We start from the raw sequence: 23,959 nt of genomic DNA on the forward strand, positions 1-23,959 counted from the left end.
TATTGTGATTGTTGATAAAAAAGAAAATCATGATGTTAGGGAGCTAAATCATGGCCGCAGAGTCCTCGACTTTTTAAAATTTGGTTTTATTGCTTTTGCCATCTCAATGATATTAGTTGTGGCGTCATTTGTAATAATTTTTGTTAAAGGATTTAATCTTGGACAAGATTTTACTGGTGGGACAACTGTTGAGTTAACCGTTACTAAAGCTATAAACCTTGATGACCTACGTAACAGTTTACGTGATGAGGGCTATCATGAACCAATCGTTCAATATTATGGTAGCAGTAAAGATATCATTATTCGACTACCAACTGCCAACCAAAGTGAAGGTAGTGTATCATCAACGATTGATAATGCATTAGGTATGAAAATTTCAAATTTAGTGCATAAAAATATTGATAGTAATGCGGAAATTAAACGAATTGAATTCGTTGGCCCAACAGTTGGTACTGAATTAGCTCAAGATGGAATATTAGCGATTTGTGCTGCTTTAATCTGTATTTTAATCTACATTGCGTTTCGATTTGAATGGCGATTTGGTACTGGTGCTGTTGTCGCATTAGCGCATGACGTTGTAATAACCGCAGGATATTTATCGTTATTTAATCGAGAGTTAGATTTGACTATTATCGCAGCGATGTTATCTATCATTGGTTATTCGCTCAATGATACCATCGTTGTATTTGACCGAATTCGTGAGAATTTTAGAAAAATTCGACGTGCGTCGCCATACGATGTGATCAACATCTCATTAACTCAAACATTACATCGAACCTTAATGACATCAGGTACAACCTTAGCTGTTGTTATTATTTTGTATATATTTGGCGGTTCAATGTTAAAAGGTTTTTCTGAAACATTAGGCGTAGGGATTGTGTTAGGCACGATATCATCAATCTATGTGGCTGCATATATGTCACTTAAGTTGGGTGTTAAACGTGAGCACTTTATGCCACCAAAAGTTGAAGTTGAAGGTGCAGATCAAAACGCAATTATTCGTTAATTATTTATGCTCTGTCATGGTTTGGCAGAGCTTTATTAGACTGTTTTTTAAGCGAATAATACCAAACTATTTGACACCCTCTAACTAGTTGCATATTATTAGCCAAAGTTTTACCTATTTGGGGCCATAGCTCAGCTGGGAGAGCGCAACGCTGGCAGCGTTGAGGTCAGGGGTTCGATCCCCCTTGGCTCCACCAATTCCCCATTTCTTAAATCAAATTCTTTCAAATACATATATCTAGTGCTAAGATAGCAAAACTATTAACTATTGAGTACTCTATATGATTCAATATCATTCAAAAATATTAGCTAATGAATGTCGTGATATGAATGATATTCGAGCTGAAATCGACAGAATAGATCATTTGGTAATTCAATTATTAGCCGCTCGGTTTGAGTATGTTAAAGCTGCAAGCCAATTCAAAAAAAATGTCACTGATGTGCAGGCTCAAGCTCGTTTTAACAGTATGTTAGAGCAACGTATGCTTTGGGCTAATGAGTTGGGACTTGATGGTGAAGTGATTAAACAATTGTATGCTAACTTAGTTAAATATTTTATTAATGAAGAAATGAAACATTTTAATAAGGCAGATAAATAAGATGAATTATGAAAACAAACAGCATCTATTGGATGAGATAAATAAAACTGCTAAGCTATTTATTGATGAATTCAGCGAATTATCCGAACTAGATAAAGATAAGTTAATAGATGGAGTAGATCGAACTCCAAGTCAAATGATTGCTTATCAGTTAGGATGGTTGGATCTTGTTAAGTCTTGGGATGATCTTGAACTTGCTGGACAAACCCCAACATTACCAGCAGAAGGCTACAAATGGAATCAGTTAGGCACATTATATCAACACTTTTATAAGATTTATCAGGATTATTCATTACAAGAACTGATTAAATTATTTAATGAGAAAATTGTTATCTGGAATAATTGGATTAACTCATTAGATGATAGTACACTTTTCATAAAAGACACGCGTAATTGGACTAAACCTTTTCCTCCAGCATGGACTGTTGCACGATTTATCCATATTAATTCTGTTGCACCATTTAAATCCTTTAGAGCTAAAATTAGAAAATGGAAAAAATTAAATTCAAATCAGTAAAATCATAACATTTATTCCCAAAAAGATAAGGAACTGTATGGCTTTTTCAGAACAAGAAAAGAAACACCTTTTAGAACTAAAATACGTTGGCGATAAAATCATAGAAAGATTACAACAGATGGAATTCGATTCATTTGAAAAGTTGCGTAATACTACTTTAGTTGAAATACTGAATAAAGGTGCCTTATTAACCGGATCATCATGTTGGAAAAACAGCCATCAGGCAAAAACCGCAATCCAAAATATTTTGGCTTTGGTCAATCAATGTGATTAATTTGCGGTCACTAATATGTGGCTATTTTATTTATCCCTATGTATATAGGGAACACTAAACGCTGATCTGGCTAGACTTCGTTTACCGCGGTTTATCCCTATGTATATAGGGAACACTGAGTCAAACATACTATACAATTCCAACAAAACGGTTTATCCCTATGTATATAGAGAACACTAAAGACAGTCTTTAATTTCCAGCCCCATTGCGGTTCATCTCTATGTATAAAGAAATAAGTTAATTTTATAACAAATTGATTTAAATTTTTAATTTTTGATAAATTTTATTCAATACATTCCAATTTAAAAGTGTTAACTTTTAAATTAAATCAAACTAATTCAATTCAAATAAAAACCCAATTCTTTAGAATAAAAAGAAGATTCTTTTTCTGTATCAATTAAAACAATAATAGCGTTCGGTCTATGTATTTGTTGTCGGAGTTTTTCTAAACTTGTTTGATCAAGTTGAGGGATCTGATTTTTGATTTTTTCCCATTTTGCACGTCTTAGCGAAATTCGACTTTGCTCCCAGGCATATTCGGCATTACCACAGTAAGGAATAATTTTTCCATTTTGTTGATAAGCTAAATAGATATCAACGCTATCTTCTGATAAACGAGTTGCTACTTCGACTTCGTTATCCCATCCATTTGTTGAATCACGCTTATAACCTGCATTCAAATTTAATACGCTTTGATTGGCGATTGATGATTTACTTAAATTAGCTCCTTGAGCACCATAATAACCTTTTTGTAATCCTGCTGGTGGTTCAAGATCTTGTTCATAAACGGATTCAATTAATTGCCTTGCATCATCCGGCATTTTAATGCAACCTTGCTCGGATAGTATTTTTTGGGTATACCATAAATGAGCCGGATTAGCGTAAACATAACTGGTATTTCGAAAGGCTGGTTCGTCAAGCCAATTCTCGTTAGGTTCAGCTTGCCAGTCTGGGGCAAGCACGGTTAGGGTAGGGGGATGGCGTTCATCTAACGATTGATTTTTTTCATCATATGGCTTGATATTACCCTGTTTATCGCGAACATGTCGCTGTAAACGTCCAGCTCGTTGTATCAATAAATCTATCGGGGCAATATCGCTGATCATTTCATCAAAATCAAGATCCAAGGATTGTTCAATCACTTGTGTTGCTATAATGACCTTTCCCGCACGGATTTCATGATTCGATGTTTTTCCTGCCCATTGTAATGTTTTTTCTTCAATTTCCAAACGGTCACAATACGCAAAACGGCTATGAAAAAGTAGGATTTGCGTATGATCCAGTTGTAAATTGAGTTGAACTTGTTGATATAGACTAATCGCATCTTGTACACTGTTTTTGATCCAACAAATAATTTTACCTTGTTGCATAGCTTTGCTGATTTTGTCTATACCTGCTTCAATATGGTTAATCCATTCGATATTTACTTGGCGTTTAACTTCTTGTCGGGTTTCAATCGCTTGTTCAACTAAGCCGTTATGATTAAGCTGTGTCATGAGTGGAAAAGGTAATGACTGTTCTAATTCTAAAGCTTGTTTATTGCCACTTAAGCCTTTATAAAAGGCATTGAGCAGTTTTTGACGCAGAAAAAAAGGTAATGTTGCTGTCAAAATAATAGCACTGCCACCTTGTAACGCATGGTAATGTAATAAGTTTTCGAGTAATTTTACCATGTAACTGTCATAAGCATGAACTTCGTCTAATATCAGTAATTTATGTCGTAATCCTAATAAACGTAACGATTGATGTTTGAAAGGCATAATTGCCATTAACGCTTGATCTAACGTGCCAACCCCAACTTCAGCTAATAACGATTTTTTTCGAGTATCAACAAACCATTCATTACATTCTCCACTCACTGATTGTTCACCCTTGGGATATTTTTGCTGGCTAATATCATCCTGATTTAAAATTGTTTGAGTAAAATGCGGATTCATATAGCTAGAGCCATGAGCCAGTACCAGCGAAGGATGGCTATCAGCTTGATATAATTGTTCGTATACTTGAGCGGTACGCTGATAAATAGCATTAGCTGTTGCTTGCGTTGGTAAGCCGATATAGATACCCTGTGCTTTTTTAGCTGTCATAAGCCGATGTGCTAAAATCATTGACGCTTCCGTTTTTCCTGCCCCCGTCACATCCTCCATAATAAAAAGCTCTGCGCCATTATTAGAAAGTTGACAGGTTAACGCTTGGTGCTGTAGTGGTGTTGGTTTTTCAATGAAAGGAAACAAATTTTTAATATCACTAAAAGAAGTGATTGGCGAGGCTGTTGGTAAAGTGGCAATGGCTTTTTTGGCTTTCAACATCGCATGATTGTGCCAATATTCGTCAAGTGGCATGGGCTGTGAACAAAACGGAAAAAATTGTTCATTTGAGCCCAGCCAATCACTGATTACGGTTAAACCCGCAATTAACCAACTGATTTGTTTTAATTTCTTATGATAATTCATATCAAAAAAATGAAAAGGATAGTGTGCTAGATTGTTATCGACAATAAACAATTGATTCAGTGCGATAATATAATCTAAAGCCGCTTGTTTATCTTGTTCATTAAATGATAAATTGCCATCTGCCCCTCGTTCTGGTGGCTTGCCATGATGTCCAGTCATAATAAGCAGCCATGTGTCAAATAAATCATCAATATCTTCACTATGTTGTTCAAGCTTAATATTTGGTTGGTGTTTAAGTGATTCATTCCATAACCAAAAACCAAGTGAATCATGTCTGGAATAATAGCTTTTAGATGGATCGACGCTGACAAGCTGTGGATGATTGTGCTTAAATAATGCTTGGAATCCATTCGCAAATTTACCAATATCATGCCAAGCTAAAAAATAAGCAAACCAAAGCGCTGCTTGATCGACATCCTTTGCAGAAAAGCCAATTTGTTCAAATAATTGTGATGAATTAAATAAATTTTGTTTAACTATTTGATAACCACACGCGGCTACATCTAAATTGTGGTAAGGTAAAAGATGATAATCACTTGATTGATCGACTGGTTGGCACTTTCCCCAATATTGATAAAATGATTCGCACATTAAAAAGAATATCCCTATTTTTATCAGCCAATTGTTTGAAATGTGAAGCTGTGTATTACCATTAATTTTAGAATAATAAAAGAATATTGACTAAATTGCTAAATTTTTATACTCAAAAACCCCGTTCCTCAACTTTTTTTAATTGGCTATCACATTTGCCTACTAAAAATATTCGGTTAACGATAAGAGGATATATCTTAAACAAATATCGATAAATATTAATGGGGTAATTAAGATTAGCTATTAAGTTTATTAATTAGGTTTTGCTCATTTGATTGAAGTTTGGCAAAATAGCTAACTTACTATGTATTATTTTAAGTACTTTAGATAATTTAAAATTTTCAATTAAAGTAAAATCTCATATTGATAGGTTGAAGATAAAACAGGAACTAAATTAGGATGATTAGTCAAAGAAAAAAAATTATTAAGAGGTTATTCATCTCAAGCTGTTTGAGTGGATTATTCCTTTGTTCAATGACTGCTTATGCCGAAGACTCAAATCTCACGTTGCAAACCGAGACGGTAGAAGAGGTTAATTCCTCAACTGAGACTATAGAATCAATTGATAATGTTGAGCCTTCTCAACCTAATGAACATATTTATCACAAAACTATATTTTCATTGTTAGGTGAACCTAAATACCCTGAAAATTTTGAACATCTTAACTATGTCAATCCCAATGCTCCTAAAGGTGGAATTATTAAATTGTATGAAATAGGGACTTTTGATAATTTTAATCGTTTCGCAAGTCGTGGCGCACCTGAACATTATTCAGGCTCCTTATATGATTCTCTATTTACCACAACAGCTGATGATATTTCGAGTTTTTATCCACTAATTGCTACCTCAATCACTTATTCAGATAGTTATCGTTGGGCAGAGGTAGAAATTAATCCTAATGCGCGTTTTCAAGATGGTAAGCCAATAACCGCACATGATGTGGAATTTACTTTTCAAAAATTTATGACTGAAGGTGTTTCACAATATCGGGTTTACAACAAAGGGATAAATGTTAAAGCCATAGACGATTATCGCGTTCGTGTCGACTTACCTGAAGCCGACCGTGAAAAATTACTATCCTTTGTTGGTAATATGCATATTATTCCTGAACATTATTGGAAAGATCGTAATTTTTCCGAGCCAGTAAGTACGCCTCCGATTGGTAGCGGACCTTATTATATTAGCGATTATAAAATGGGACAGTATGTCATTTATAAGCGAAATCCTGATTATTGGGCAAAAGATTTACCGGTTAATAAAGGTCTTAATAATTTTGATGAAAAACGTATCGATTATTATATGGATACGAGCATTGCTTTAGAGGCTTTTAAAGCTGGGGAGTATGATTTTCGAGGTGAAGGGCAACCGAAAAATTGGTTTACTCAATATCAAGGAAAATACTTTGATTCAAAAGATATCATTAAAAAAGAAAAAATCGTTGAAACAGCAGTAGATACTAAATGGTTAGCGTTTAATTTGCAGAAAGATTTTTTTAAAGATATAAAAGTTCGAAAAGCGATTACCTTAGCTTTTGATTTTGAATGGTTAAATCATGCATTTTATTATGATAGTTATAAAAGACCATCAAGCTTTTTTGAAAATACTATTTATGCCGCTAAAGGTAAACCGAGTGAACTTGAGCTTAAATGGTTAACTCCTTATAAAAATATTATTCCTGAACAAGCGTTTGATGAAGCTTTTACTATTCCTAAAAGTGATGGGCGAGGTTTTAATCGCAATAACTTATTAACAGCTGCTAAATTATTGGAAGAAGCAGGTTGGATCATTAAAGACGGTAAATTAATTAATCCTAAAACCCAACAACCTTTAGAATTTGAATTGTTAACTTACCTTGGTGACGACATCAAATATGCGATCCCTTTCCAGCAAAATTTAGCTCGTTTAGGTATTAAAATGAATATAATCTCACTTGATTACGCGCAGATCAATCGCAGAATGCGTGAACGTGATTATGATATGATGCCACGTAATTATAGTTCGATAGATTATCCATCCTCAAGTTTAATGATTTTTTGGGGAACCGAATATTTAAACTCTACATATAATGGCTCAGGCTTACATAATCAGGCAATTGATTCAATTATTAATGAAATAATTAAAAATGTTGGAAACCAAGAGGAATTAATTCCTCTTGGGCGAGCGTTAGATCGAATTTTGACTCAAGAATATCCGATGATTCCAATGTGGTATAACAGTAAAACTTTTTATGCATATTGGAATAAATTTGGCCAGCCAACCCAACAACCAACTTATGCAATAGGAATTGATAGCTGGTGGTATGATGAAGATAAAGCAGCTAGCTTATCAAAGAATAGAGAACACTAATATGCTGAATTATTTTATCCGTCGATTATTGCTAATTATTCCAACATTGCTAATCATTTTGACGATCAACTTTTTTATTGTACAAATTGCACCCGGCGGTCCTGTTGATCAAGCATTGTCTATGATTGAAAATGGACCAGAAGCAGGACAAACCTTGTTACCAGGCAGTGAAACTAGCCCAACAATATTAAAAGAAGAAAAAAAACAATCAAATTATCAGGGCGGGCGAGGTCTTGATCCTGAAATTGTGGCAATGATTGAAAAGCAATATGGTTTTGATAAACCGATCTGGGAACGCTACATTAATACATTGAAACAATTTATTCAGTTTGATTTTGGTAACAGCTTTTTCAAAAGTGAATCAGTGCTAAGTTTAATTGCAAAAAGTTTACCTGTTTCTATTTCATTGGGGTTATGGAGTACATTAATCATTTATTTAATCTCAATTCCATTAGGGATTCGTAAAGCAGTTAAAGATGGTTCAATATTTGATTTTTGGACAAGTACTTTAATCATTATTGGTTATGCAATACCCGCTTTTTTATTAGCCGTGTTGCTAATAGTCCTTTTTGCTGGGGGAAGTTATTGGGATATTTTCCCGCTTCGAGGATTAATCTCAAATAATTTTGAACAATTAGATTTTTGGGGCAAAGTCAAAGATTATTGTTGGCATATTTGCTTACCAACTATTGCTATGGTGGTTAGTGGTTTTGCAACATTAACTATGCTAACTAAGAACTCATTCTTAGATGAAATTCGCAAACAATATGTTGTGACTGCCAGAGCTAAAGGTTTGAGTGAAAGGCAAATTATGTATAAACATGTTTTCCGCAATGCAACCTTACTTATTGTATCGGGTTTTCCAACCTCATTTGTCGGAATTTTATTTACTAGCTCTGTACTTATTGAAGCGATATTTTCACTTAAAGGATTAGGTTTATTAGGGTATGAGGCAATTATTCAACGAGATTATCCTGTTATTTTTGGCTCATTATATATATTTACATTAATTGGCCTACTCACTAAACTTTTATCAGATTTAACTTATATGTTAATTGATCCACGTATTGACTTTGAGGCTCGCAACTGATGACTATGCACTATTCAATTAATCAGCTACGTTGGCAACGATTTAAACGCAATCGACGTGGGTATTATTCGTTATGGCTATTTTCAATATTATTTATAATAAGTCTATTTTCTGATTTTATATTTAATGATCGCCCCATTTTCATAAAGTATCAAAATAACTATTACTCGCCAATATTTCATTTTTATCCGGAAACAGAGTTTGGTGGGCAGTTTCAAACGCAAACTAATTATTTAGATCCCGCAGTACAAAATAAGATTGAATCAGATGGTTGGATATTTTGGCCTCCATTCCGATATACCTATAATACTGTAATTCATGATACAGCTAGCACATTTCCAACACCACCATCTAAAACGCATTTGCTTGGCACAACTGATGCTGGATTTGATGTATTAGCCAATATTTTATACGGATTTAGAATATCGATGTTTTTTGCAGTATTTTTAACTTTCTTCACTTCCATTATTGGTGTACTTATCGGTGCAATCCAAGGTTATTATGGCGGAAAAGTCGACCTATTGGGACAACGATTCATTGAAATTTGGAGCGGATTACCAGAATTATTTGTAATTATTCTACTTGCAAGTATCTTACCACTCAATTTTTGGTGGTTATTAGCTATTACAGTATTATTTGGATGGATGGCTTTAGTTGGTATTGTGCGAGCCGAGTTTTTACGTACTCGTAACTTTGATTATATTCGAGCTGCCAAAGCAATGGGAGTGAGTGATAGTAAAATTATGTTTCGACATATGTTGCCCAACGCGATGGTTGCGACATTAACATATTTACCATTTATTCTTTGTGGTTCAATTTCAACTTTAACTGCATTGGATTTTTTAGGTTTTGGTTTGCCCATTGATTCACCATCCTTAGGTCGATTACTTTTACAAGGTAAAAACAATTTACAAGCACCTTGGCTCGGTATTAGTTCTTTTTTAGTTATTTCTATATTATTGTCACTTTTAATTTTTATTGGTGAAGGAATTAGAGATGCATTTGATCCAAACAAAGGAGTATATAAATGAGTTCTCCTTTATTATCGATTGTTGATTTAAGTATTGCGTTTAAAACTGGTCAAGACTTGCAAAGTCAAATTGTCGAAAATATTAGCTTTGATATCGGCGAACAAGAAACGGTTGCATTAGTTGGTGAATCTGGTTCTGGTAAAAGTGTGACTGCACTATCGATCTTAAAATTGTTACCCAAAGAGCAGGTGATCTATCCATCTGGCGATATTATTTTTGAGGATAAATCGTTATTACATGCGCCTGAAAAAGAGTTACGCAAAATTCGTGGTAATGAAATAAGTATGATATTCCAAGAACCAATGGTATCACTTAATCCATTACATACAGTGGAAAAACAACTTTACGAAGTATTATCATTACATCGTGGTATGCGACGTAATGTTGCTCGGGGGGAGATTTTACAATATTTAGATCGTGTTGGAATCAAAGAGCCTAAAACTAAACTTTCTGCTTATCCTCATCAATTGTCTGGCGGCGAAAGACAACGGGTCATGATTGCAATGGCAATTTTAACGCATCCTAAATTATTAATAGCCGATGAACCAACTACAGCCTTAGATGTTTCAGTTCAAGCACAAATTATTGATTTACTCAAAGAACTTAAAAAAGAACTTAATATGAGTATGCTATTTATTTCACATAATTTGGGGATTGTAAAAAAACTGGCAGATAAAGTGGCAGTAATGCAAAATGGGCAAATTGTTGAATTCAATAATAAACAACGCATCTTTTTGCGCCCTCAACAAGAATATACCCAAACATTATTAAATTCACAACCTAGTGGTGAACCCGTTCCTTTACCTGATACACCGGGTATATTGCTCAGTGTTAATCATCTGAATGTTGAAGTTATCGCGCAAAAACGATTATTTAGTAGTAAAAAGAAGAAAATTGTTGATAATATTGGCTTCACGGTGCACCAAGGTGAAACTGTGGGTATAGTTGGCGAGTCAGGATCAGGTAAAAGTACTACTGCACTAGCTATTTTGCGTTTAATTCAATCACAAGGTGATATTTTATTCGATAGCCATCCTATACAGAATTTATCCGCTAAAAAATTATTACCGTTTCGCAGCCGAATCCAAGTGGTATTTCAAGACCCATACTCTTCACTTAATCCGCGCTTAAACGTTGAACAAATTATTAGTGAAGGCTTAATTACTCATAAGAAATTGAGTAAAACAGAGCGTGAACAAGCCGTGATTGATATTATGCAAGAAGTTGGATTAGAGCCTGAAATGCGTTTTCGTTACCCTAATGAATTTTCTGGCGGACAACGACAACGAATTGCCATTGCTAGAGCTTTAATCTTACAACCAGAATTATTGATTTTAGATGAGCCAACTTCTTCATTAGATCATACTATTCAAAAGCAAATAATTAATTTGCTTAAATCATTGCAAGAAAAACACCATCTTAGCTATCTATTTATTAGTCATGATCTTGCCTTAGTTTATTCTTTCTGTCACCAAATTGTTGTGATGAAAGATGGAAAAATTATTGAACAAGGCTCTCGTGAACAAATCTTCTATACGCCTGAAACTGACTATACAAAAGATTTGCTTTCATTTTTAGATAAACCACCTAGAAAAGCGACTAAAACCCTAATTCATGCTGATATTCTTGAAAAAACGCAGAAAGCTGAAACAGAAGAAAATATAGAAAAGGTTGAAAAGCATGATGGTGAAGAAGAAAAAAAGGTCAATTGGGAAGATGCATTGTTAATGCGCAAAAAATAAATTTATACGGCTTAGGTATAGGCCATAATTAAAAATTTAATTTAGTAAAAAAGATTAAACAGGTTAATTATGCAAAAACGAGTATTCCGATTTTTAACTGCTTCATGTTTATCATTTGTCTCAATAAATGTCATGGCATTAACGTGTTCTGATGATGTTGAGCAAAATAAAGTTGAGGCAAATAATTATATCTTCAAAATATTAGATTTTATTGATTCTAAAGCTAAAGGTATAAAACAAGAAGTTAGAACTTCAACAATCACATCAGATACAGGTGCGATCCGTTCAATTGCGAAACATAGTTTAAATTATGATTCCAATGGCTTAATTACTGAAAGTCATTACGACCTTTATTCTGATAAAAATGAAAAACTTTATTCTGAGCATCTACAAAAAACAGAATTTGGTTGGCAAAATGTTATTCAAGATATTGAAGATAAAACTAACAGTACGATTCAATTCAAAACAGATGAAAAAGGCCGTATTATTGCGTCGGAACAAATAAAGAAGGCTCCTGATTTTACATTTATTGAGAATGACAATTATCAGTTTGATAATAACAATTGTTTAGTTAATAAAAATGTTCAATGGCAGCTAAAAGAGTTGAATGCTAATGGAGATGTAGTTGGAACTGTTCAAAAAGGTGCTTCGGTATATTCATTTACTTACCAAAATCATCAATTAGCAAAAGTGTCAGCGCAATATAGCAATAAAACCCAAAATGAAAGTAATTTTTCTTACCAATTTGATGAAATTAACCGATTAATGGCCATTCATTCAGCTTATTCAATGGTGGGTAAAGATACAACAAATTATATAACCGATTTCTTAACTTTTAATGAAAAAAATGATTGGCTTAGTGCAAGTCAGTCTAAACAAAATAGAAAAAACAAACAGACTAATATTGTTCGACAAATTACCTATTATTAATCAAATTTAAATGGCGTTATCAAAAGTAATCGATAGCGCCAATAAATTAATATCAAAGTAGCTTTAGACTCTGACAAATAAAATATAAATTGCATGAGCAGTCCATGCGAATGCTAAACAGAAAGTTAGTAGCTTTTCTCGTTTTGGATGTATGTTGAAATGATGCAGCAAAGTTAGAATCTGTTGTAATCCACACCAAATTGGTAGCGAAATCATTAAGCATAAAAATAGTTTGCCTAATTCAGTGTTGGCTAATTTAAGAATTGATGAACGCGTTATTGCATCACCAAAAGGGATAATAAATGCAATGATACCCAATACCACGGGAGCAAAAATAGCTGCCCAAAGTCCACCTAAAGCAAATAGTCCTTTTGCCACTGTTGAATCAGAGCGTATTGGTTGATTTTCTTGTTTTTTCATTAATCAAACACCACTTATTTAATAATCAATAATAGTAAGTAATATGAAAGTAAAAGTGTTACACACCAAAAGCCAATAATAAGTAAATATACTTTACCCTTTTTATGCGAATCTTGCTTAAAAATAACTTTCGGTATTAATCTAAACCAATTAATTGAATGAAATAAAGCAAGTAATAAAGCAATAGAATTGATGACAACAACTAAAGGCTTTTGCAAGAAAAAGATAAAACGATAAAACTCGTCTTGCCCCATTGCGTTTGTGTACATACAAATAACCCCATACATCAATATTATACTTACCCAAATCATGGAAAAAGGGGTAATTTTACTAATGACCGAAAGAATCAAAAACATCTTTGATTTTACTAGTCCATTGTCAAGTTGATGAGGATTATCTATTAGATTTTTATGATTATTTAGTGGATATTTAGTGTTATTTGGGGGATTCATAACTCTCTCAATATTAAATTTATCTATCTACTATTAAATTTTTATCTTTTCTATATTGGCTTTTAGCTAGCAATTATATTAGCAAACCAACTTGATGTCGCTAATTTAATAAAAATTGAATAATAATGGATTTATTATTTTGAAGTTACTCATAATGTGCGAGATTTTAATTTTTTAACATATATCTATGTAAAAAGTTAAATTAACAAATAATAAAAGCAGATTAGATTTATTAGAAAATTTCTTGTAAATCAAATTATTATTATTAATTCATCGCAAAATTTGTAATTATCTGGTTAAATACTCTTGATGTGAAAATCCCCACGATGGTGGGGAACAGATTATAATTTTTATCTTCCGCTGGTTTAACCCTATTAATATAAGGAACAATCAATATTATATCATAAAAATACTTAGACAGTAATCTAATAAATATTATTATCATCCGCCTTTTATTTTTGTTGCAATGTTTTTTTATTGTGTTAAATTGATCATGGTTGGTTACAAACTAGCCCAAGTCCAGCATTGCATGTAACCTCCATGGATTAGCGTTCCTTGAGTATACATGCATTGCTGATATTTTCAATCATTAATTCAGCTATGAGGTTATTTCATTGAAAACATTTACATCAATTTTACATAAAATCTTTAGATTACCTATTAACGTTCGATTTAAGAGAATATCTTGGATTTTTAAATTTAGAAAGAAAATAGATGAAAATGGTGAATATAGTTTTATATTCACTTTTGAAATTAACAAATCCATTATTCTGTGATTTATTAATTTTTTACCATTAAAAAAACGATAAGCGGTATCGATTTATGATATCGCCTATATAGGAAATAAAGGAGTAAAATTTGTCTATCTTATCTTTATTAGACGAAAAATGGATACCCGTTGTTCATTTCGATGGTCATCTTAGTAAAATTCAACCTAGTCAACTGGTTGATGAAACAATTTCAGATTTAGCTTATTTTAGACCCGATTTTCAAGGTGCGGCTTACCAGTTTCTTATTGGTTTATTACAAACTACTCTATCGCCAGAAGATAATTCTGAATGGCGAGAATATTGGAATAATGGTTTTTCATCACAGCAACTAATCGAAGCGTTTGAACAAGTCAGATCCGCCATGCAATTTGGTGCTACTAAACCCTCTTTTATGCAAGACTTTGCAGCGTTAGATGGGAATAAAGTACCTATATCGGGTTTATTAGTTGAAGCCCCAGGCGAGAATGCATTAAAACGAAATACCGATCACTTTATTAAACGAGATTTCGTCAAGGCTATATGCCCACACTGTGCTGTTATGGCGCTGTTTACGTTACAAACTAATGCCCCTTCGGGTGGTCAAGGACATCGGGTGAGCCTGCGTGGTGGAGGACCTATCACGACTTTAATCATGCCTCAACTGAATATACAGACTCCATTATGGAAAAAATTGTGGTTGAATGTAATTCCTTTAGATGAAGAAGAAAAACCACAGCAGTTTGATGCATTAGTCTTTCCTTGGTTAGCCCCAACGAAGACCAGTGAACCACCAAAAAATTTAAGTCTATTTCCTGAGCAAGCTAATTACTGCCAAGCTTTTTGGGGAATGCCTAGGCGAATTGAGTTAGATTTTCACCAAACTGAGCAGGGGCAATGTGACATTTGTGGTGAAGATTCAAAACAACTAATTACCCAATATCAAACCAAAAATTATGGCATCCAATATCAACATTGGCAACATCCGCTAACGCCATATCGCACAGATAAAAAAACAGGCGAGCAACTTGCCATTAAAGGGCAACCAGGTGGATTAATTTATCGAGATTGGTTGGGTATGGTAAGCGCCAATGATGATACACAGTCGGCTAGAGTTGTTACAACTCATCTTGATCGAAACTTTAAAGATAAACAACACTATCATTTATGGTGTTTTGGTTACGATTTTGACAATATGAAAGCTCGTTGTTGGTATGAACACACATTTCCTGTCTACCGCGATTTGGCGGATCCTAACAGTGATTTAAAAGAGATAATTGCACAAGCTTTAGATCTTAGCAAAGATACCTTACCGATTTTGCGTAAAGCGATGACGGCAATCAATAAGCAGTCAACGGCAATAGATATGGCCTTTTGGAAAGAGACAGAGCTGCCATTTTACCAATTTGTAAAACAACTAATATCACAAAAAGATAATCCTAGTGGTCGGCAACCATTATTAGCTGATTGGACTAAGACATTATTACATTATATTACCCAAATTTATGATAAAGCTGCTTTTGATGATCCTAATCAGCCGTTTAAATACATCAAGGATAATAAAACGAATCAAGAAGTCTGTATTCAGATTAATGCTAGAGAAAAGTTGCTTTCTGATTTTAATAAACTTACATATTTTAAGAAAATAAAAAATAGCAAATAACCTTGCTTGAAAAAGGGAGAACAAGATGTCGGAAAGTTTTATAAAAAAGTCGATTATACTTAAAGAAAACCACAAAAAAATTATTGATGATTGGTTTTCGATGCTGCAACAACGACTATGTGGATTTAATGGAGGTACTTATAACGGTCGGCAATTACGTGCAGAGCTGCGTCGTACAACGTTGCTTCATGAGATAATTTTACAAGAAGGTTATGTTATTTTAAAGGATGCTCTATTTGATCAAAATAGTACTTTATCCAGTAATAATCCGATCCATCTGCAAGCATTAGCTTGTTTTACGTGGGTTGCCTCATTTGCCAGTGCCAATAATGGCAATGCGCCTTTTGCTACACAACTAAGTGAAAAAGTTAAAGGGGGAGAGCGTAACTTTCTATCCCGATTACGCTTTGAACAGCTTTTAGCTAGTGAAACGAATGAAGAGTTTTGTCGTCTTTTAATTCGTGCCGTAAAAATGCGTGGAGAAAATGGTGTGAATATTTTTTCTCTGGCTGATGGTATATTTTTATGGGTAGAAGAGTGGCATGAACGTCAACAAAATTTACCTTTTAATTCTGATCCATTTAAACGTCTTTCTGTTCGTTGGGCAATGGATTATAACTCAACTAAAAAAATATCTAAGGAATAATTAATATGAGCACATTTATTCAATTACATTTATTAACGGCTTATGCCCCTTCTAATTTGAATCGAGATGATCTTGGGCGTCCAAAAACCGCTGTGATGGGTAACAGCGATCGTCTACGTATTTCATCTCAGAGTTTAAAAAGAGCATGGCGTACATCAGATTGTTTTTATCAATCTTTGAACGATCATATAGGTGTTCGTTCTCGTCGGTTTGCAAGAGATTGGATTTATGTACCGATGGTTGAACAGGGAGTTTCTGAAAAAATAGCCAAAGAAAGCGCTATTAAAATTGCAGGACAATTTGGCAAAGTTAAAAATGAAAAAGCACCAAAAGATCCGCTTGCTAACATAGATATTGAACAGTTAGTCCATATTAGTAACGATGAGCAACAAGCAATAGCCTCGTTGGTTAAGCTGTTAATTAGCGAAAAAAGGGTTCCAACAGATGACGAAGTTAAACTGTTACGTAAACAAAATAGTAGTGTTGATATAGCACTGTTTGGTCGAATGTTAGCGGATAGTCCTGCATTTAATGTTGATGCTGCATGTCAAGTTTCTCATGCTTTAGGGGTTAGTTCAGTCACAATCGAAGATGATTTTTTTACTGCTGTTGATGATTTAAACAATAAAGAGCAAGATGCTGGTTCAGCCCATTTAGGCGAACGTGGATTTGCCTCTGCGCTGTTTTATACTTATATCTGTATTAGCCGTGATTTACTCCTTGATAATTTAAATGGTGATGAAGCATTGGTTGAAAAGACACTAAAAGCATTAACTGAATCTGCTGCCAAAGTAGCACCATCAGGCATGCAGAATAGCTTTGCATCACGAGCTTATACCTCTTATTTATTAATAGAAAAAGGTACTCAGCAACCACGTTCACTAGCTGTTGCTTATTTTAATCCAATCCGTAGTCAAGATATGGTGAATGATGCCATTACTCGATTAGAACAACAATTGGATAAGTTTGATCAAGTTTATGGTCAATGTGCCGATAATCGCTACAAACTTAATATTGAAACTGGAGAAGGAAAACTTGCAACTGCATTAGAGTTTGTTGCGCAAAAATAAGGAGCGGTCAAGATGAAAAAACACCTTATTTTTCAGATCTATGCACCGCTAACATCGTGGGGAGAACCAGCTGTTGGGGAAATTCGTCATAGTAATATTATTCCTTCCCGTTCAGCTTTATTGGGTTTTTTAGCTGCTGCACTAGGTATTCAGCGAGATGATGATCATATTGAAGTTTTCAATCAACATTATCATGTTGCAGTTCGCCCTTTTATTTCTAAGAGTAGTTGGTTTTCTGATTTTCATACCGTTCAGATGCCAAAAGCGAATAAAAAAGAAGTATTTTACACTCGTTTTGATGAAATACGTCGTAATCCTCAGGATCTTGAAACTTTACTTACTAAGCGTGAATATTACAATGACGTTTATTATCAAATTGTTATTACAGAAACGAATGGAGCTCCTTATTCTGTAAAACAGATACAGCAGGCATTATTAACGCCTGTATTTCCTCTGTATGTGGGCAGGAAAAACTCGCCATTGTCATTGCCATTAGCGCCGGTAATTTATGATGGTGAACTTAGTGATGCTTTTATCTTCGCTAATGACCATTATCGTAAATATCACCAGTGTGATTCTATCCTTAAAGATTTAATTGATAGTGATGCTAACGAATATTACTGGGATCATCCTGATCAAGATGCGTATTTTGACGTGATTAAAATACAACTTCGACAAGATCAGCCCATTAACAGGAAGCGTTGGCAATTTATCAATCGCCATCAATATGCAGGACATTTAAAAAGGAGCGAATAGATGTTTTTTTCAAAAGTGGAGCTAAAACTTGAACGGCTTCCTTATGTGATGCAACAAAAAAGACTTCATGCAGGTGAGTATGCAATACATCAATGGTTATGGCAGCTGTTTCCTGATGAAAATAAACGTTCTTTTTTATTTCATGAAGATCTTAATGCTAAAAAAACTCAGTTTTATCTTTTATCTGAAGTTGCACCACTGGCTAATCATGAGTTATTTAAAATTGACACAAAACTTTATGCGCCGCAATTAACAACAGGTATGAAGTTAAGTTTTTTATTACGTGCCAATCCTGTTGTAATGAAACAAGGGAAACGTTGTGATGTGATGATGAATGCTAAATATCTGGCTAAACAGAAGGGTTTATCATCTAATGAGATCAAAGCTCAGCAATATCAAGCAGCTATAGATTGGTTGATTAAGCAAAGTGAAAAACGTGGATTCTCATTACAACAAAATGAGCATTCGGCAGTTTGCTGTAATGTTATCAGTTACAACCAACATCTGCTTAATAAAAAGTCAGAACTTAAACCGATTAGTTATAGTAGTGTTGATTTCGAGGGGGTTTTGACTGTTACTGATCCAAAACTATTTTTAGCTACACTTTATCAAGGTATTGGTAAAAGCAAAGGATTTGGCTGTGGACTATTTTTAATTAAACACTGCCAATAGGATATTTGATATGGTGTATGTTCCACTGAATCCTATTCCTTTAAAAAATAGAACATCAATGATCTTTCTCCAATATGGACAAATTGATGTTTTAGATGGTGCTTTTGTATTAATAGATAAAACAGGCATTAGAACTCACATTCCAGTTGGCTCTATCGCTTGTATTATGCTTGAACCTGGTACACGAGTATCGCATGCTGCGGTTAGATTAGCTGCTACCGTGGGAACTCTGTTAGTATGGGTAGGTGAGGCTGGTGTCAGAATGTATTCGTCAGGTCAACCAGGCGGTGCTCGATCGGATAAACTACTTTATCAAGCCAAATTAGCCCTGGATGATGAACTTCGTTTAAAAGTTGTTAAAAAGATGTTTGAACTACGATTTGGTGAACCGGCTCCTAGTCGACGTTCTGTTGAACAACTACGAGGAGTTGAAGGTGCTCGTGTACGTGCAACTTATGCATTATTAGCTAAAAAGTATCGTGTTAAGTGGCATGGACGTAAATATGATCCTAAAGATTGGCAAAAAGGAGATACTGTCAATCAATGTATCAGTGCTGCCACTTCTTGTCTCTATGGTATTACTGAAGCAGCAGTTTTGGCAGCTGGTTATGCTCCTGCTATCGGTTTTGTGCATAGTGGAAAACCGCTATCTTTTGTTTATGATATTGCTGATATTATAAAATTTGATACGGTAGTTCCGAAAGCGTTTGAAATTGCTGCCCAAAATAGAGCTGATCCCGATCGTGAAGTGCGTATTGCTTGTCGTGAAATTTTTAGAAGTCAAAAAACATTAGCGACATTAATTCCACTTATTGAAGAGGTATTATCCGCTGGAGGGATTGAGCCTCCACCACCTCCAGATGATGTACCACCACCTGCGATACCAGAACCACAATCACTTGCCGATAGTGGCTTTAGGAGCCATTAATCATGAGTATGAGTGTTGTCGTTACAGAAAATGTACCACCTAGATTAAGAGGACGCTTAGCTATATGGTTATTAGAAATCAGAGCCGGTGTTTACATAGGCGATATTTCCAGACCAATAAGAGAGATGATTTGGCAACAAATCATTGAACTCGCTGAAGAAGGTAATGTTGTACTTGCTTGGGCAACCAATACTGAATCAGGATTTGACTTCCAAACTTATGGTACCAACAGAAGAGTTCCGGTAGAACTCGATGGAATCAGGTTGGTCTCTTTTTTACCTGTAGAAAATCAATAAGTTAACGCTCTTTAAAAATTTAAAAAATCTGGTGGAATTTTATGGTTGCTATAAGTTTAAATAAAACAAATAGCTATGTTTAGAGAGTTCCCTGTATACACAGGGATAAACCGTTCTAAAAGATCGCCGGGGCGTTGGGCTGTAAGAGTTCCCTGTATACACAGGGATAAACCGTTCTGTCCTGTCTCGTCATCGATCTCATCGTCGAGTTCCCTGTATACACAGGGATAAACCGATTTTCTTGGTACCACTCAGCATGATGCGCCAGAGTTCCCTGTATACACAGGGATAAACCGGAAACTAAACCACAACCGTTATTTACAGAAGCGAGTTCCCTGTATACACAGGGATAAACCACAATGACAAATGGTAGATGTCGTATGCACGGCGAGTTCCTTGTATACACAGGTATAACCATTATCTATATCATAAAAACTCAATATATAAAAATCGTGGGATTTGAACTTTTCAGAATATCTAGAATTCGTTATGCATTAGGGATCATTTCAATTTTTTATCCATGTTGTCATAGATCTTAATTGGCTTAATGGGGATTAATGTTTTATCTTTTACTTCAAACTCAGAATTATTACTGGAAACAACCATTATCTGTCCTCTTTCTAAGTTAAAATCTAAAAGTGCATATGGTTCTACAAAACCTAAAAGAGAAAACTCCCTGTCCCTGTTATCCGGAGGAAATTCGTAATAGACAACTTTTTTATTATATACATACACTACAGTCTTAGAAAGCTCTTGATATTTTCCATATTTCCTTTTAGGTTTTTCTACTTTTTTGACATCAATATTATGTTCTCGCATTAATATGTTATACCGTCCACTAATACTGCCACTGATTATCCAAACTTCATCCCATTTAAAATTAGTATAATTAGAGAGTTTTATAGTTTCAGGGTGATTTTCTTCTATATCTTTTAATGCTTTTTCTAAAGGTCTTTCACTGTTGCAACTGGTTAATGTTACTATTGATATGAATGTTATTACTGATAGTATTATTATTTTATTCATTTTTTATTTCTTAATATTCTTTTGCTTTAGGTATGGTCTTAAACCAAGCTATATCTTTTTGTTTAACCTCTAAATTGTTTAAAACAATTTGTTAGCAGTTTATTTCAGTTTTTTATCCATATTTTCATAGATCTTAATTGGCTTAATGGGGATTAATGTTTTGCCTTTTACTTCACACTCAGAATTATTACTTGAAAGAACTATAATTTGTCCTCTTTCTAAATTAAAATCTAAAAGTGAAAATGGCTCGGCAAAACCAAAAATCTCGCCATCCCTATTATCCGGAGGGAATTCGTAATAAACAACTTTTTTATTATATATGTACACTATAGTATTTGAAAATTCCTTCCACATTTTGATGGTATCATCTATTCTTTCCACATTAATATTTTGATCTCTCATGAAGTTTAAATAACTTACACCAACATTTCCATAGATTAACCATGCTTCATCCCATTTAAAATTAGTATAATCAGAGAGTTTTATAATTTTAGGGTGATTTTGTTCTATATATTCGGCTACTTTTTCTAAAGGTGTTTTGTTGCAACTGGTTAATGTTACTATTGACATAAATGCGACTAATAGTAGGAGTATTTTTTTCATTCTTTGGCATTCCGGATTAATTTTGTTTTATATTCTTGTTCAGGTATGGTTGGAAATCCGCCTAATGATTTTATAATCTAAAAACTTTATTTTCTCTAGCAACACAGTGTTAAATACTAATTCATAATACTATGAATTGTTTACTAAACAAATGATAAGTGAGTGAAAAATACCAATCGATATCGCTTTCTTAGAAGGCGATAAATACAAAGTTCATATACTCAATGATTTTCCTATTAATGAACAACATCAAACTATTTTTATTTTGATTTATTTCGATCTTATAGACGAATCGCTAATAATTAAACAGGATAGTTTTACTATGTCGGTATATTAAAAAGTACTTATATTTGATAAGTATTAACAAGGTATTTACGATACGAACTAAAATAATTGGTAAAAATAGCGTACAATAGCGCAATGTTTACTCGTTCATCAGCTTAATTAGTTTAGGAAATAAGTATGACAGGCAAATTTATTGTCATCGAAGGTTTGGAAGGCGCCGGTAAAACGACTGCCATAAATACTGTTGCGCGTGTTTTGAATCAACATCATATTTGCGATCTGCAATTTACTCGTGAACCGGGTGGTACACCGATTGCTGAAGCATTGCGTAATATTATTAAAAATGGTTTAGATAATGAGCCATTAACTGATAAAGCTGAATTACTTATGTTATATGCTGCGCGTATTCAATTAGTCGATAACGTGATTAAGCCTGCACTGAAAATGGGGAAATGGGTCATTGGTGATCGACATGATTTATCTACTCAAGCTTATCAAGGTGGCGGACGAGAGTTAGACAGAGTTTTTATCGAAACACTACACTCTCAGGTTTTAGGTAATTTTAAACCAGACTTAACGTTGTATTTAGATATTTCACCAGAACTTGGATTGATGAGGGCCAGATCTCGAGGGCAACTTGATCGTATTGAACAACAATCACTGCCTTTTTTTGAGCGAATTCGTCAGCGTTATTTAGAGTTAGCTGAAAATGATAACACTATCATTACTATTGATGCATCAAAATCAATTACAGAAGTGACAGCTCAAATTGAAACAACATTAAATTCATGGTTAACAAATTAGGTTTCGATTTTATGATTTTCAACGAATATCCATGGCTTAAATTACCTTTTGAACAGTTAGCAGAAACGATTGTTAATCATCGTGCTCATCATGCTTTGTTAATCAATTATATTCAAGGTAGTGGTGAAGAAGAATTAATCAACTTAATAGCTAATCGATTACTCTGTCAATCTTCAAAACAGTTGGAACCATGCGGTAAATGTCATAGTTGTCAGTTATTTTTATCTCAACATCATCCTGATTATTACCAAATAACAAATGAACAGGGAAAACAATCGATTGGTATTGATCAAATACGGAATATTTCTACAAAAATCTATGAAAAATCCCAACAGGGAGGTAATAAGGTCATCTGGATTAGACATGCTGCTTTTATGACAGAAGCCGCTGCAAATGCATTGCTTAAAACGTTAGAAGAACCTCCAGAAAATACCTATTTTATTTTAAGTGATAACCATAATAGTCAATTTTTACCTACAATTCATAGCCGTTGTTTTTGTTATTTTTTAAAAATACCAAAAATAGAAGAATCTATTAATTGGTTAAAAAAGATACATAATGATTTATACAGTGATAATGAACTTGCCACTGCTCTGTTATTGAGTGAAAATGCGCCACTAAATGCAGCTCTTCTGTTGCAACCCGAAAATTGGCAACAACGAAAATTATTTTGTGAAAACTTGTTAAATATCTTGCCACAAAACAATTTTTGGCAATTAGCAAAGACATTTAATCATGAGGACTTTTTTGAGCGTATCACTTGGTTTTGTGCATTGCTAGGTGATGCGTTAAAAGCTAAACAGAAAGTTGGTCGATATATTGTGAATCGTGATCAGGTTCCGTTAGTTAGGCTACTTGCCACAAAAAGTAATGATGAAATTATTTCGCTTTATCAACTGTGGTTAAAGGCAAAAAACTTGTTATCGATAAATGGGTTAAATAGGGAGTTGATTGTTTATAATGTTCTTGCTCAATCACAATTAATTGGGTATCAGAAATAGACTTTATAGAATA

The 23,959-nt window shown here is 34.0% G+C and carries 23 protein-coding genes, 1 tRNA gene and 1 CRISPR repeat array; of the genes, 19 read left to right on the forward strand and 5 right to left on the reverse strand.

Features of this window, described 5'->3' with window-relative positions; all coding sequences use genetic code 11:
- Positions 1–7: 7 nt before the first annotated feature.
- The 5 genes from secF to J3U23_RS00255 all read left to right on the forward strand — a co-directional run bounded on the left by secF (position 8) and on the right by J3U23_RS00255 (position 2,395).
- On the forward strand, positions 8–1,006 hold the full coding sequence (gene secF, locus J3U23_RS00235; RefSeq protein WP_416380083.1) for a protein translocase subunit SecF: 999 nt from the start codon (positions 8–10) through the stop codon (positions 1,004–1,006).
- 120 nt (positions 1,007–1,126) lie between these two features.
- Positions 1,127–1,202 (forward strand) — tRNA-Ala (locus J3U23_RS00240).
- An 84-nt stretch (positions 1,203–1,286) separates the two neighbouring features.
- Positions 1,287–1,604 (forward strand): chorismate mutase, encoded by a 318-nt coding sequence (locus tag J3U23_RS00245; RefSeq protein ID WP_065735181.1) that lies wholly within the window; start codon positions 1,287–1,289, stop codon positions 1,602–1,604.
- A gap of 1 nt (position 1,605) precedes the next feature.
- Positions 1,606–2,121: a ClbS/DfsB family four-helix bundle protein gene (locus J3U23_RS00250; RefSeq protein WP_065735182.1), complete on the forward strand. Its 516-nt coding sequence runs from the start codon at positions 1,606–1,608 to the stop codon at positions 2,119–2,121.
- 37 nt (positions 2,122–2,158) lie between these two features.
- Positions 2,159–2,395, forward strand: coding sequence for a hypothetical protein (locus J3U23_RS00255; RefSeq protein ID WP_267338159.1), 237 nt, complete (start codon positions 2,159–2,161; stop codon positions 2,393–2,395).
- A 338-nt stretch (positions 2,396–2,733) separates the two neighbouring features.
- On the opposite strand, the gene cas3 is transcribed toward J3U23_RS00255, so the two are convergent.
- Positions 2,734–5,439 (reverse strand): CRISPR-associated helicase Cas3', encoded by a 2,706-nt coding sequence (gene cas3, locus J3U23_RS00260; protein WP_267338160.1) that lies wholly within the window; start codon positions 5,437–5,439, stop codon positions 2,734–2,736.
- A 399-nt stretch (positions 5,440–5,838) separates the two neighbouring features.
- Here cas3 and J3U23_RS00265 point away from each other — a divergent pair, with 399 nt between their 5' ends.
- The 5 genes from J3U23_RS00265 to J3U23_RS00285 all read left to right on the forward strand — a co-directional run bounded on the left by J3U23_RS00265 (position 5,839) and on the right by J3U23_RS00285 (position 12,578).
- Positions 5,839–7,785 carry an extracellular solute-binding protein gene (locus J3U23_RS00265; RefSeq protein WP_267338161.1) on the forward strand — a complete coding sequence of 649 codons (1,947 nt, stop codon included), beginning with the start codon at positions 5,839–5,841 and terminating at the stop codon, positions 7,783–7,785.
- Between the two features lies 1 nt (position 7,786).
- The gene (locus J3U23_RS00270) at positions 7,787–8,875 is read left to right on the forward strand and encodes a microcin C ABC transporter permease YejB (RefSeq protein ID WP_065562415.1); all 1,089 of its coding nucleotides are present in this window, start codon (positions 7,787–7,789) and stop codon (positions 8,873–8,875) included.
- The gene (locus J3U23_RS00275; RefSeq protein WP_267330009.1) at positions 8,875–9,906 is read left to right on the forward strand and encodes a microcin C ABC transporter permease; all 1,032 of its coding nucleotides are present in this window, start codon (positions 8,875–8,877) and stop codon (positions 9,904–9,906) included. The genes J3U23_RS00270 and J3U23_RS00275 overlap by 1 nt, the downstream gene beginning before the upstream one ends.
- Positions 9,903–11,648 carry a microcin C ABC transporter ATP-binding protein YejF gene (gene yejF, locus J3U23_RS00280; protein ID WP_267336679.1) on the forward strand — a complete coding sequence of 582 codons (1,746 nt, stop codon included), beginning with the start codon at positions 9,903–9,905 and terminating at the stop codon, positions 11,646–11,648. Before J3U23_RS00275 ends, yejF begins: the two co-directional genes overlap by 4 nt.
- 69 nt (positions 11,649–11,717) lie before the next feature.
- Positions 11,718–12,578, forward strand: a complete 861-nt coding sequence (locus J3U23_RS00285) for a hypothetical protein (protein WP_065735187.1) — start codon at positions 11,718–11,720, stop codon at positions 12,576–12,578.
- A gap of 63 nt (positions 12,579–12,641) precedes the next feature.
- Here the strand turns inward: J3U23_RS00285 and frdD are convergent, their stop codons facing one another.
- Positions 12,642–12,998 (reverse strand): fumarate reductase subunit FrdD, encoded by a 357-nt coding sequence (gene frdD, locus J3U23_RS00290; protein WP_065562411.1) that lies wholly within the window; start codon positions 12,996–12,998, stop codon positions 12,642–12,644.
- 14 nt (positions 12,999–13,012) lie between these two features.
- Positions 13,013–13,450, reverse strand: a complete 438-nt coding sequence (locus tag J3U23_RS00295; protein WP_324169942.1) for a hypothetical protein — start codon at positions 13,448–13,450, stop codon at positions 13,013–13,015.
- A gap of 858 nt (positions 13,451–14,308) precedes the next feature.
- Here J3U23_RS00295 and casA point away from each other — a divergent pair.
- From casA to cas2e, 7 genes are read left to right on the forward strand one after another with little or no spacing between them, the layout of a single operon-like run.
- Positions 14,309–15,859 carry a type I-E CRISPR-associated protein Cse1/CasA gene (casA, locus tag J3U23_RS00300; RefSeq protein WP_267338162.1) on the forward strand — a complete coding sequence of 517 codons (1,551 nt, stop codon included), beginning with the start codon at positions 14,309–14,311 and terminating at the stop codon, positions 15,857–15,859.
- A 25-nt stretch (positions 15,860–15,884) separates the two neighbouring features.
- Positions 15,885–16,505 (forward strand): type I-E CRISPR-associated protein Cse2/CasB, encoded by a 621-nt coding sequence (casB, locus tag J3U23_RS00305; protein ID WP_267338163.1) that lies wholly within the window; start codon positions 15,885–15,887, stop codon positions 16,503–16,505.
- Between the two features lie 5 nt (positions 16,506–16,510).
- The gene (gene cas7e / locus J3U23_RS00310) at positions 16,511–17,575 is read left to right on the forward strand and encodes a type I-E CRISPR-associated protein Cas7/Cse4/CasC (RefSeq protein ID WP_267338164.1); all 1,065 of its coding nucleotides are present in this window, start codon (positions 16,511–16,513) and stop codon (positions 17,573–17,575) included.
- 12 nt (positions 17,576–17,587) lie between these two features.
- Entirely contained in the window at positions 17,588–18,331 is a 744-nt protein-coding gene (gene cas5e / locus J3U23_RS00315; protein ID WP_267338165.1) for a type I-E CRISPR-associated protein Cas5/CasD, read from the forward strand.
- Positions 18,332–19,003 carry a type I-E CRISPR-associated protein Cas6/Cse3/CasE gene (cas6e, locus tag J3U23_RS00320; RefSeq protein ID WP_267338166.1) on the forward strand — a complete coding sequence of 224 codons (672 nt, stop codon included), beginning with the start codon at positions 18,332–18,334 and terminating at the stop codon, positions 19,001–19,003.
- Positions 19,004–19,013: 10 nt separating this feature from the next.
- A complete protein-coding gene (gene cas1e, locus J3U23_RS00325; protein WP_267338167.1) occupies positions 19,014–19,931 on the forward strand; it encodes a type I-E CRISPR-associated endonuclease Cas1e in 918 nt (305 codons plus the stop codon).
- 2 nt (positions 19,932–19,933) lie between these two features.
- The gene (cas2e, locus tag J3U23_RS00330) at positions 19,934–20,227 is read left to right on the forward strand and encodes a type I-E CRISPR-associated endoribonuclease Cas2e (protein ID WP_267338168.1); all 294 of its coding nucleotides are present in this window, start codon (positions 19,934–19,936) and stop codon (positions 20,225–20,227) included.
- A gap of 84 nt (positions 20,228–20,311) precedes the next feature.
- Positions 20,312–20,645: a CRISPR direct-repeat array (repeat unit 29 nt; unit sequence GAGTTCCCTGTATACACAGGGATAAACCG).
- Positions 20,646–20,728: 83 nt separating this feature from the next.
- Here the strand turns inward: cas2e and J3U23_RS00335 are convergent.
- Complete coding sequence (locus J3U23_RS00335; protein WP_267338169.1) at positions 20,729–21,253, reverse strand: hypothetical protein; 525 nt, start codon at positions 21,251–21,253, stop codon at positions 20,729–20,731.
- A 99-nt stretch (positions 21,254–21,352) separates the two neighbouring features.
- Positions 21,353–21,856, reverse strand: coding sequence for a hypothetical protein (locus tag J3U23_RS00340; RefSeq protein ID WP_267338170.1), 504 nt, complete (start codon positions 21,854–21,856; stop codon positions 21,353–21,355).
- Between the two features lie 462 nt (positions 21,857–22,318).
- Here J3U23_RS00340 and tmk point away from each other — a divergent pair, with 462 nt between their 5' ends.
- On the forward strand, positions 22,319–22,945 hold the full coding sequence (gene tmk, locus J3U23_RS00345; protein WP_065562405.1) for a dTMP kinase: 627 nt from the start codon (positions 22,319–22,321) through the stop codon (positions 22,943–22,945).
- Between the two features lie 11 nt (positions 22,946–22,956).
- Positions 22,957–23,946: a DNA polymerase III subunit delta' gene (holB, locus tag J3U23_RS00350; protein WP_267338171.1), complete on the forward strand. Its 990-nt coding sequence runs from the start codon at positions 22,957–22,959 to the stop codon at positions 23,944–23,946.
- Positions 23,947–23,959 lie beyond the last annotated feature (13 nt).

The organism is Gilliamella sp. B3367, from assembly GCF_026536825.1.
Lineage (GTDB): Bacteria > Pseudomonadota > Gammaproteobacteria > Enterobacterales > Orbaceae > Gilliamella > Gilliamella apicola_E.

Excerpts from the sequence above, each read along its gene's own strand:
- J3U23_RS00245 (WP_065735181.1), top strand. The coding sequence starts at position 1,287 with ATGATTCAATATCATTCAAAAATATTAGCTAATGAATGTCGTGATATG.
- J3U23_RS00250 (WP_065735182.1), top strand. The coding sequence starts at position 1,606 with ATGAATTATGAAAACAAACAGCATCTATTGGATGAGATAAATAAAACT.
- J3U23_RS00255 (WP_267338159.1), top strand. The coding sequence starts at position 2,159 with ATGGCTTTTTCAGAACAAGAAAAGAAACACCTTTTAGAACTAAAATAC.
- cas3 (WP_267338160.1), bottom strand. The coding sequence starts at position 5,439 with ATGTGCGAATCATTTTATCAATATTGGGGAAAGTGCCAACCAGTCGAT.
- J3U23_RS00265 (WP_267338161.1), top strand. The coding sequence starts at position 5,839 with ATGATTAGTCAAAGAAAAAAAATTATTAAGAGGTTATTCATCTCAAGC.
- J3U23_RS00270 (WP_065562415.1), top strand. The coding sequence starts at position 7,787 with ATGCTGAATTATTTTATCCGTCGATTATTGCTAATTATTCCAACATTG.
- J3U23_RS00275 (WP_267330009.1), top strand. The coding sequence starts at position 8,875 with ATGACTATGCACTATTCAATTAATCAGCTACGTTGGCAACGATTTAAA.
- yejF (WP_267336679.1), top strand. The coding sequence starts at position 9,903 with ATGAGTTCTCCTTTATTATCGATTGTTGATTTAAGTATTGCGTTTAAA.
- J3U23_RS00285 (WP_065735187.1), top strand. The coding sequence starts at position 11,718 with ATGCAAAAACGAGTATTCCGATTTTTAACTGCTTCATGTTTATCATTT.
- frdD (WP_065562411.1), bottom strand. The coding sequence starts at position 12,998 with ATGAAAAAACAAGAAAATCAACCAATACGCTCTGATTCAACAGTGGCA.
- J3U23_RS00295 (WP_324169942.1), bottom strand. The coding sequence starts at position 13,450 with ATGAATCCCCCAAATAACACTAAATATCCACTAAATAATCATAAAAAT.
- casB (WP_267338163.1), top strand. The coding sequence starts at position 15,885 with ATGTCGGAAAGTTTTATAAAAAAGTCGATTATACTTAAAGAAAACCAC.
- cas7e (WP_267338164.1), top strand. The coding sequence starts at position 16,511 with ATGAGCACATTTATTCAATTACATTTATTAACGGCTTATGCCCCTTCT.
- cas5e (WP_267338165.1), top strand. The coding sequence starts at position 17,588 with ATGAAAAAACACCTTATTTTTCAGATCTATGCACCGCTAACATCGTGG.
- cas6e (WP_267338166.1), top strand. The coding sequence starts at position 18,332 with ATGTTTTTTTCAAAAGTGGAGCTAAAACTTGAACGGCTTCCTTATGTG.
- cas1e (WP_267338167.1), top strand. The coding sequence starts at position 19,014 with ATGGTGTATGTTCCACTGAATCCTATTCCTTTAAAAAATAGAACATCA.
- cas2e (WP_267338168.1), top strand. The coding sequence starts at position 19,934 with ATGAGTATGAGTGTTGTCGTTACAGAAAATGTACCACCTAGATTAAGA.
- J3U23_RS00335 (WP_267338169.1), bottom strand. The coding sequence starts at position 21,253 with ATGAATAAAATAATAATACTATCAGTAATAACATTCATATCAATAGTA.
- J3U23_RS00340 (WP_267338170.1), bottom strand. The coding sequence starts at position 21,856 with ATGAAAAAAATACTCCTACTATTAGTCGCATTTATGTCAATAGTAACA.
- tmk (WP_065562405.1), top strand. The coding sequence starts at position 22,319 with ATGACAGGCAAATTTATTGTCATCGAAGGTTTGGAAGGCGCCGGTAAA.
- holB (WP_267338171.1), top strand. The coding sequence starts at position 22,957 with ATGATTTTCAACGAATATCCATGGCTTAAATTACCTTTTGAACAGTTA.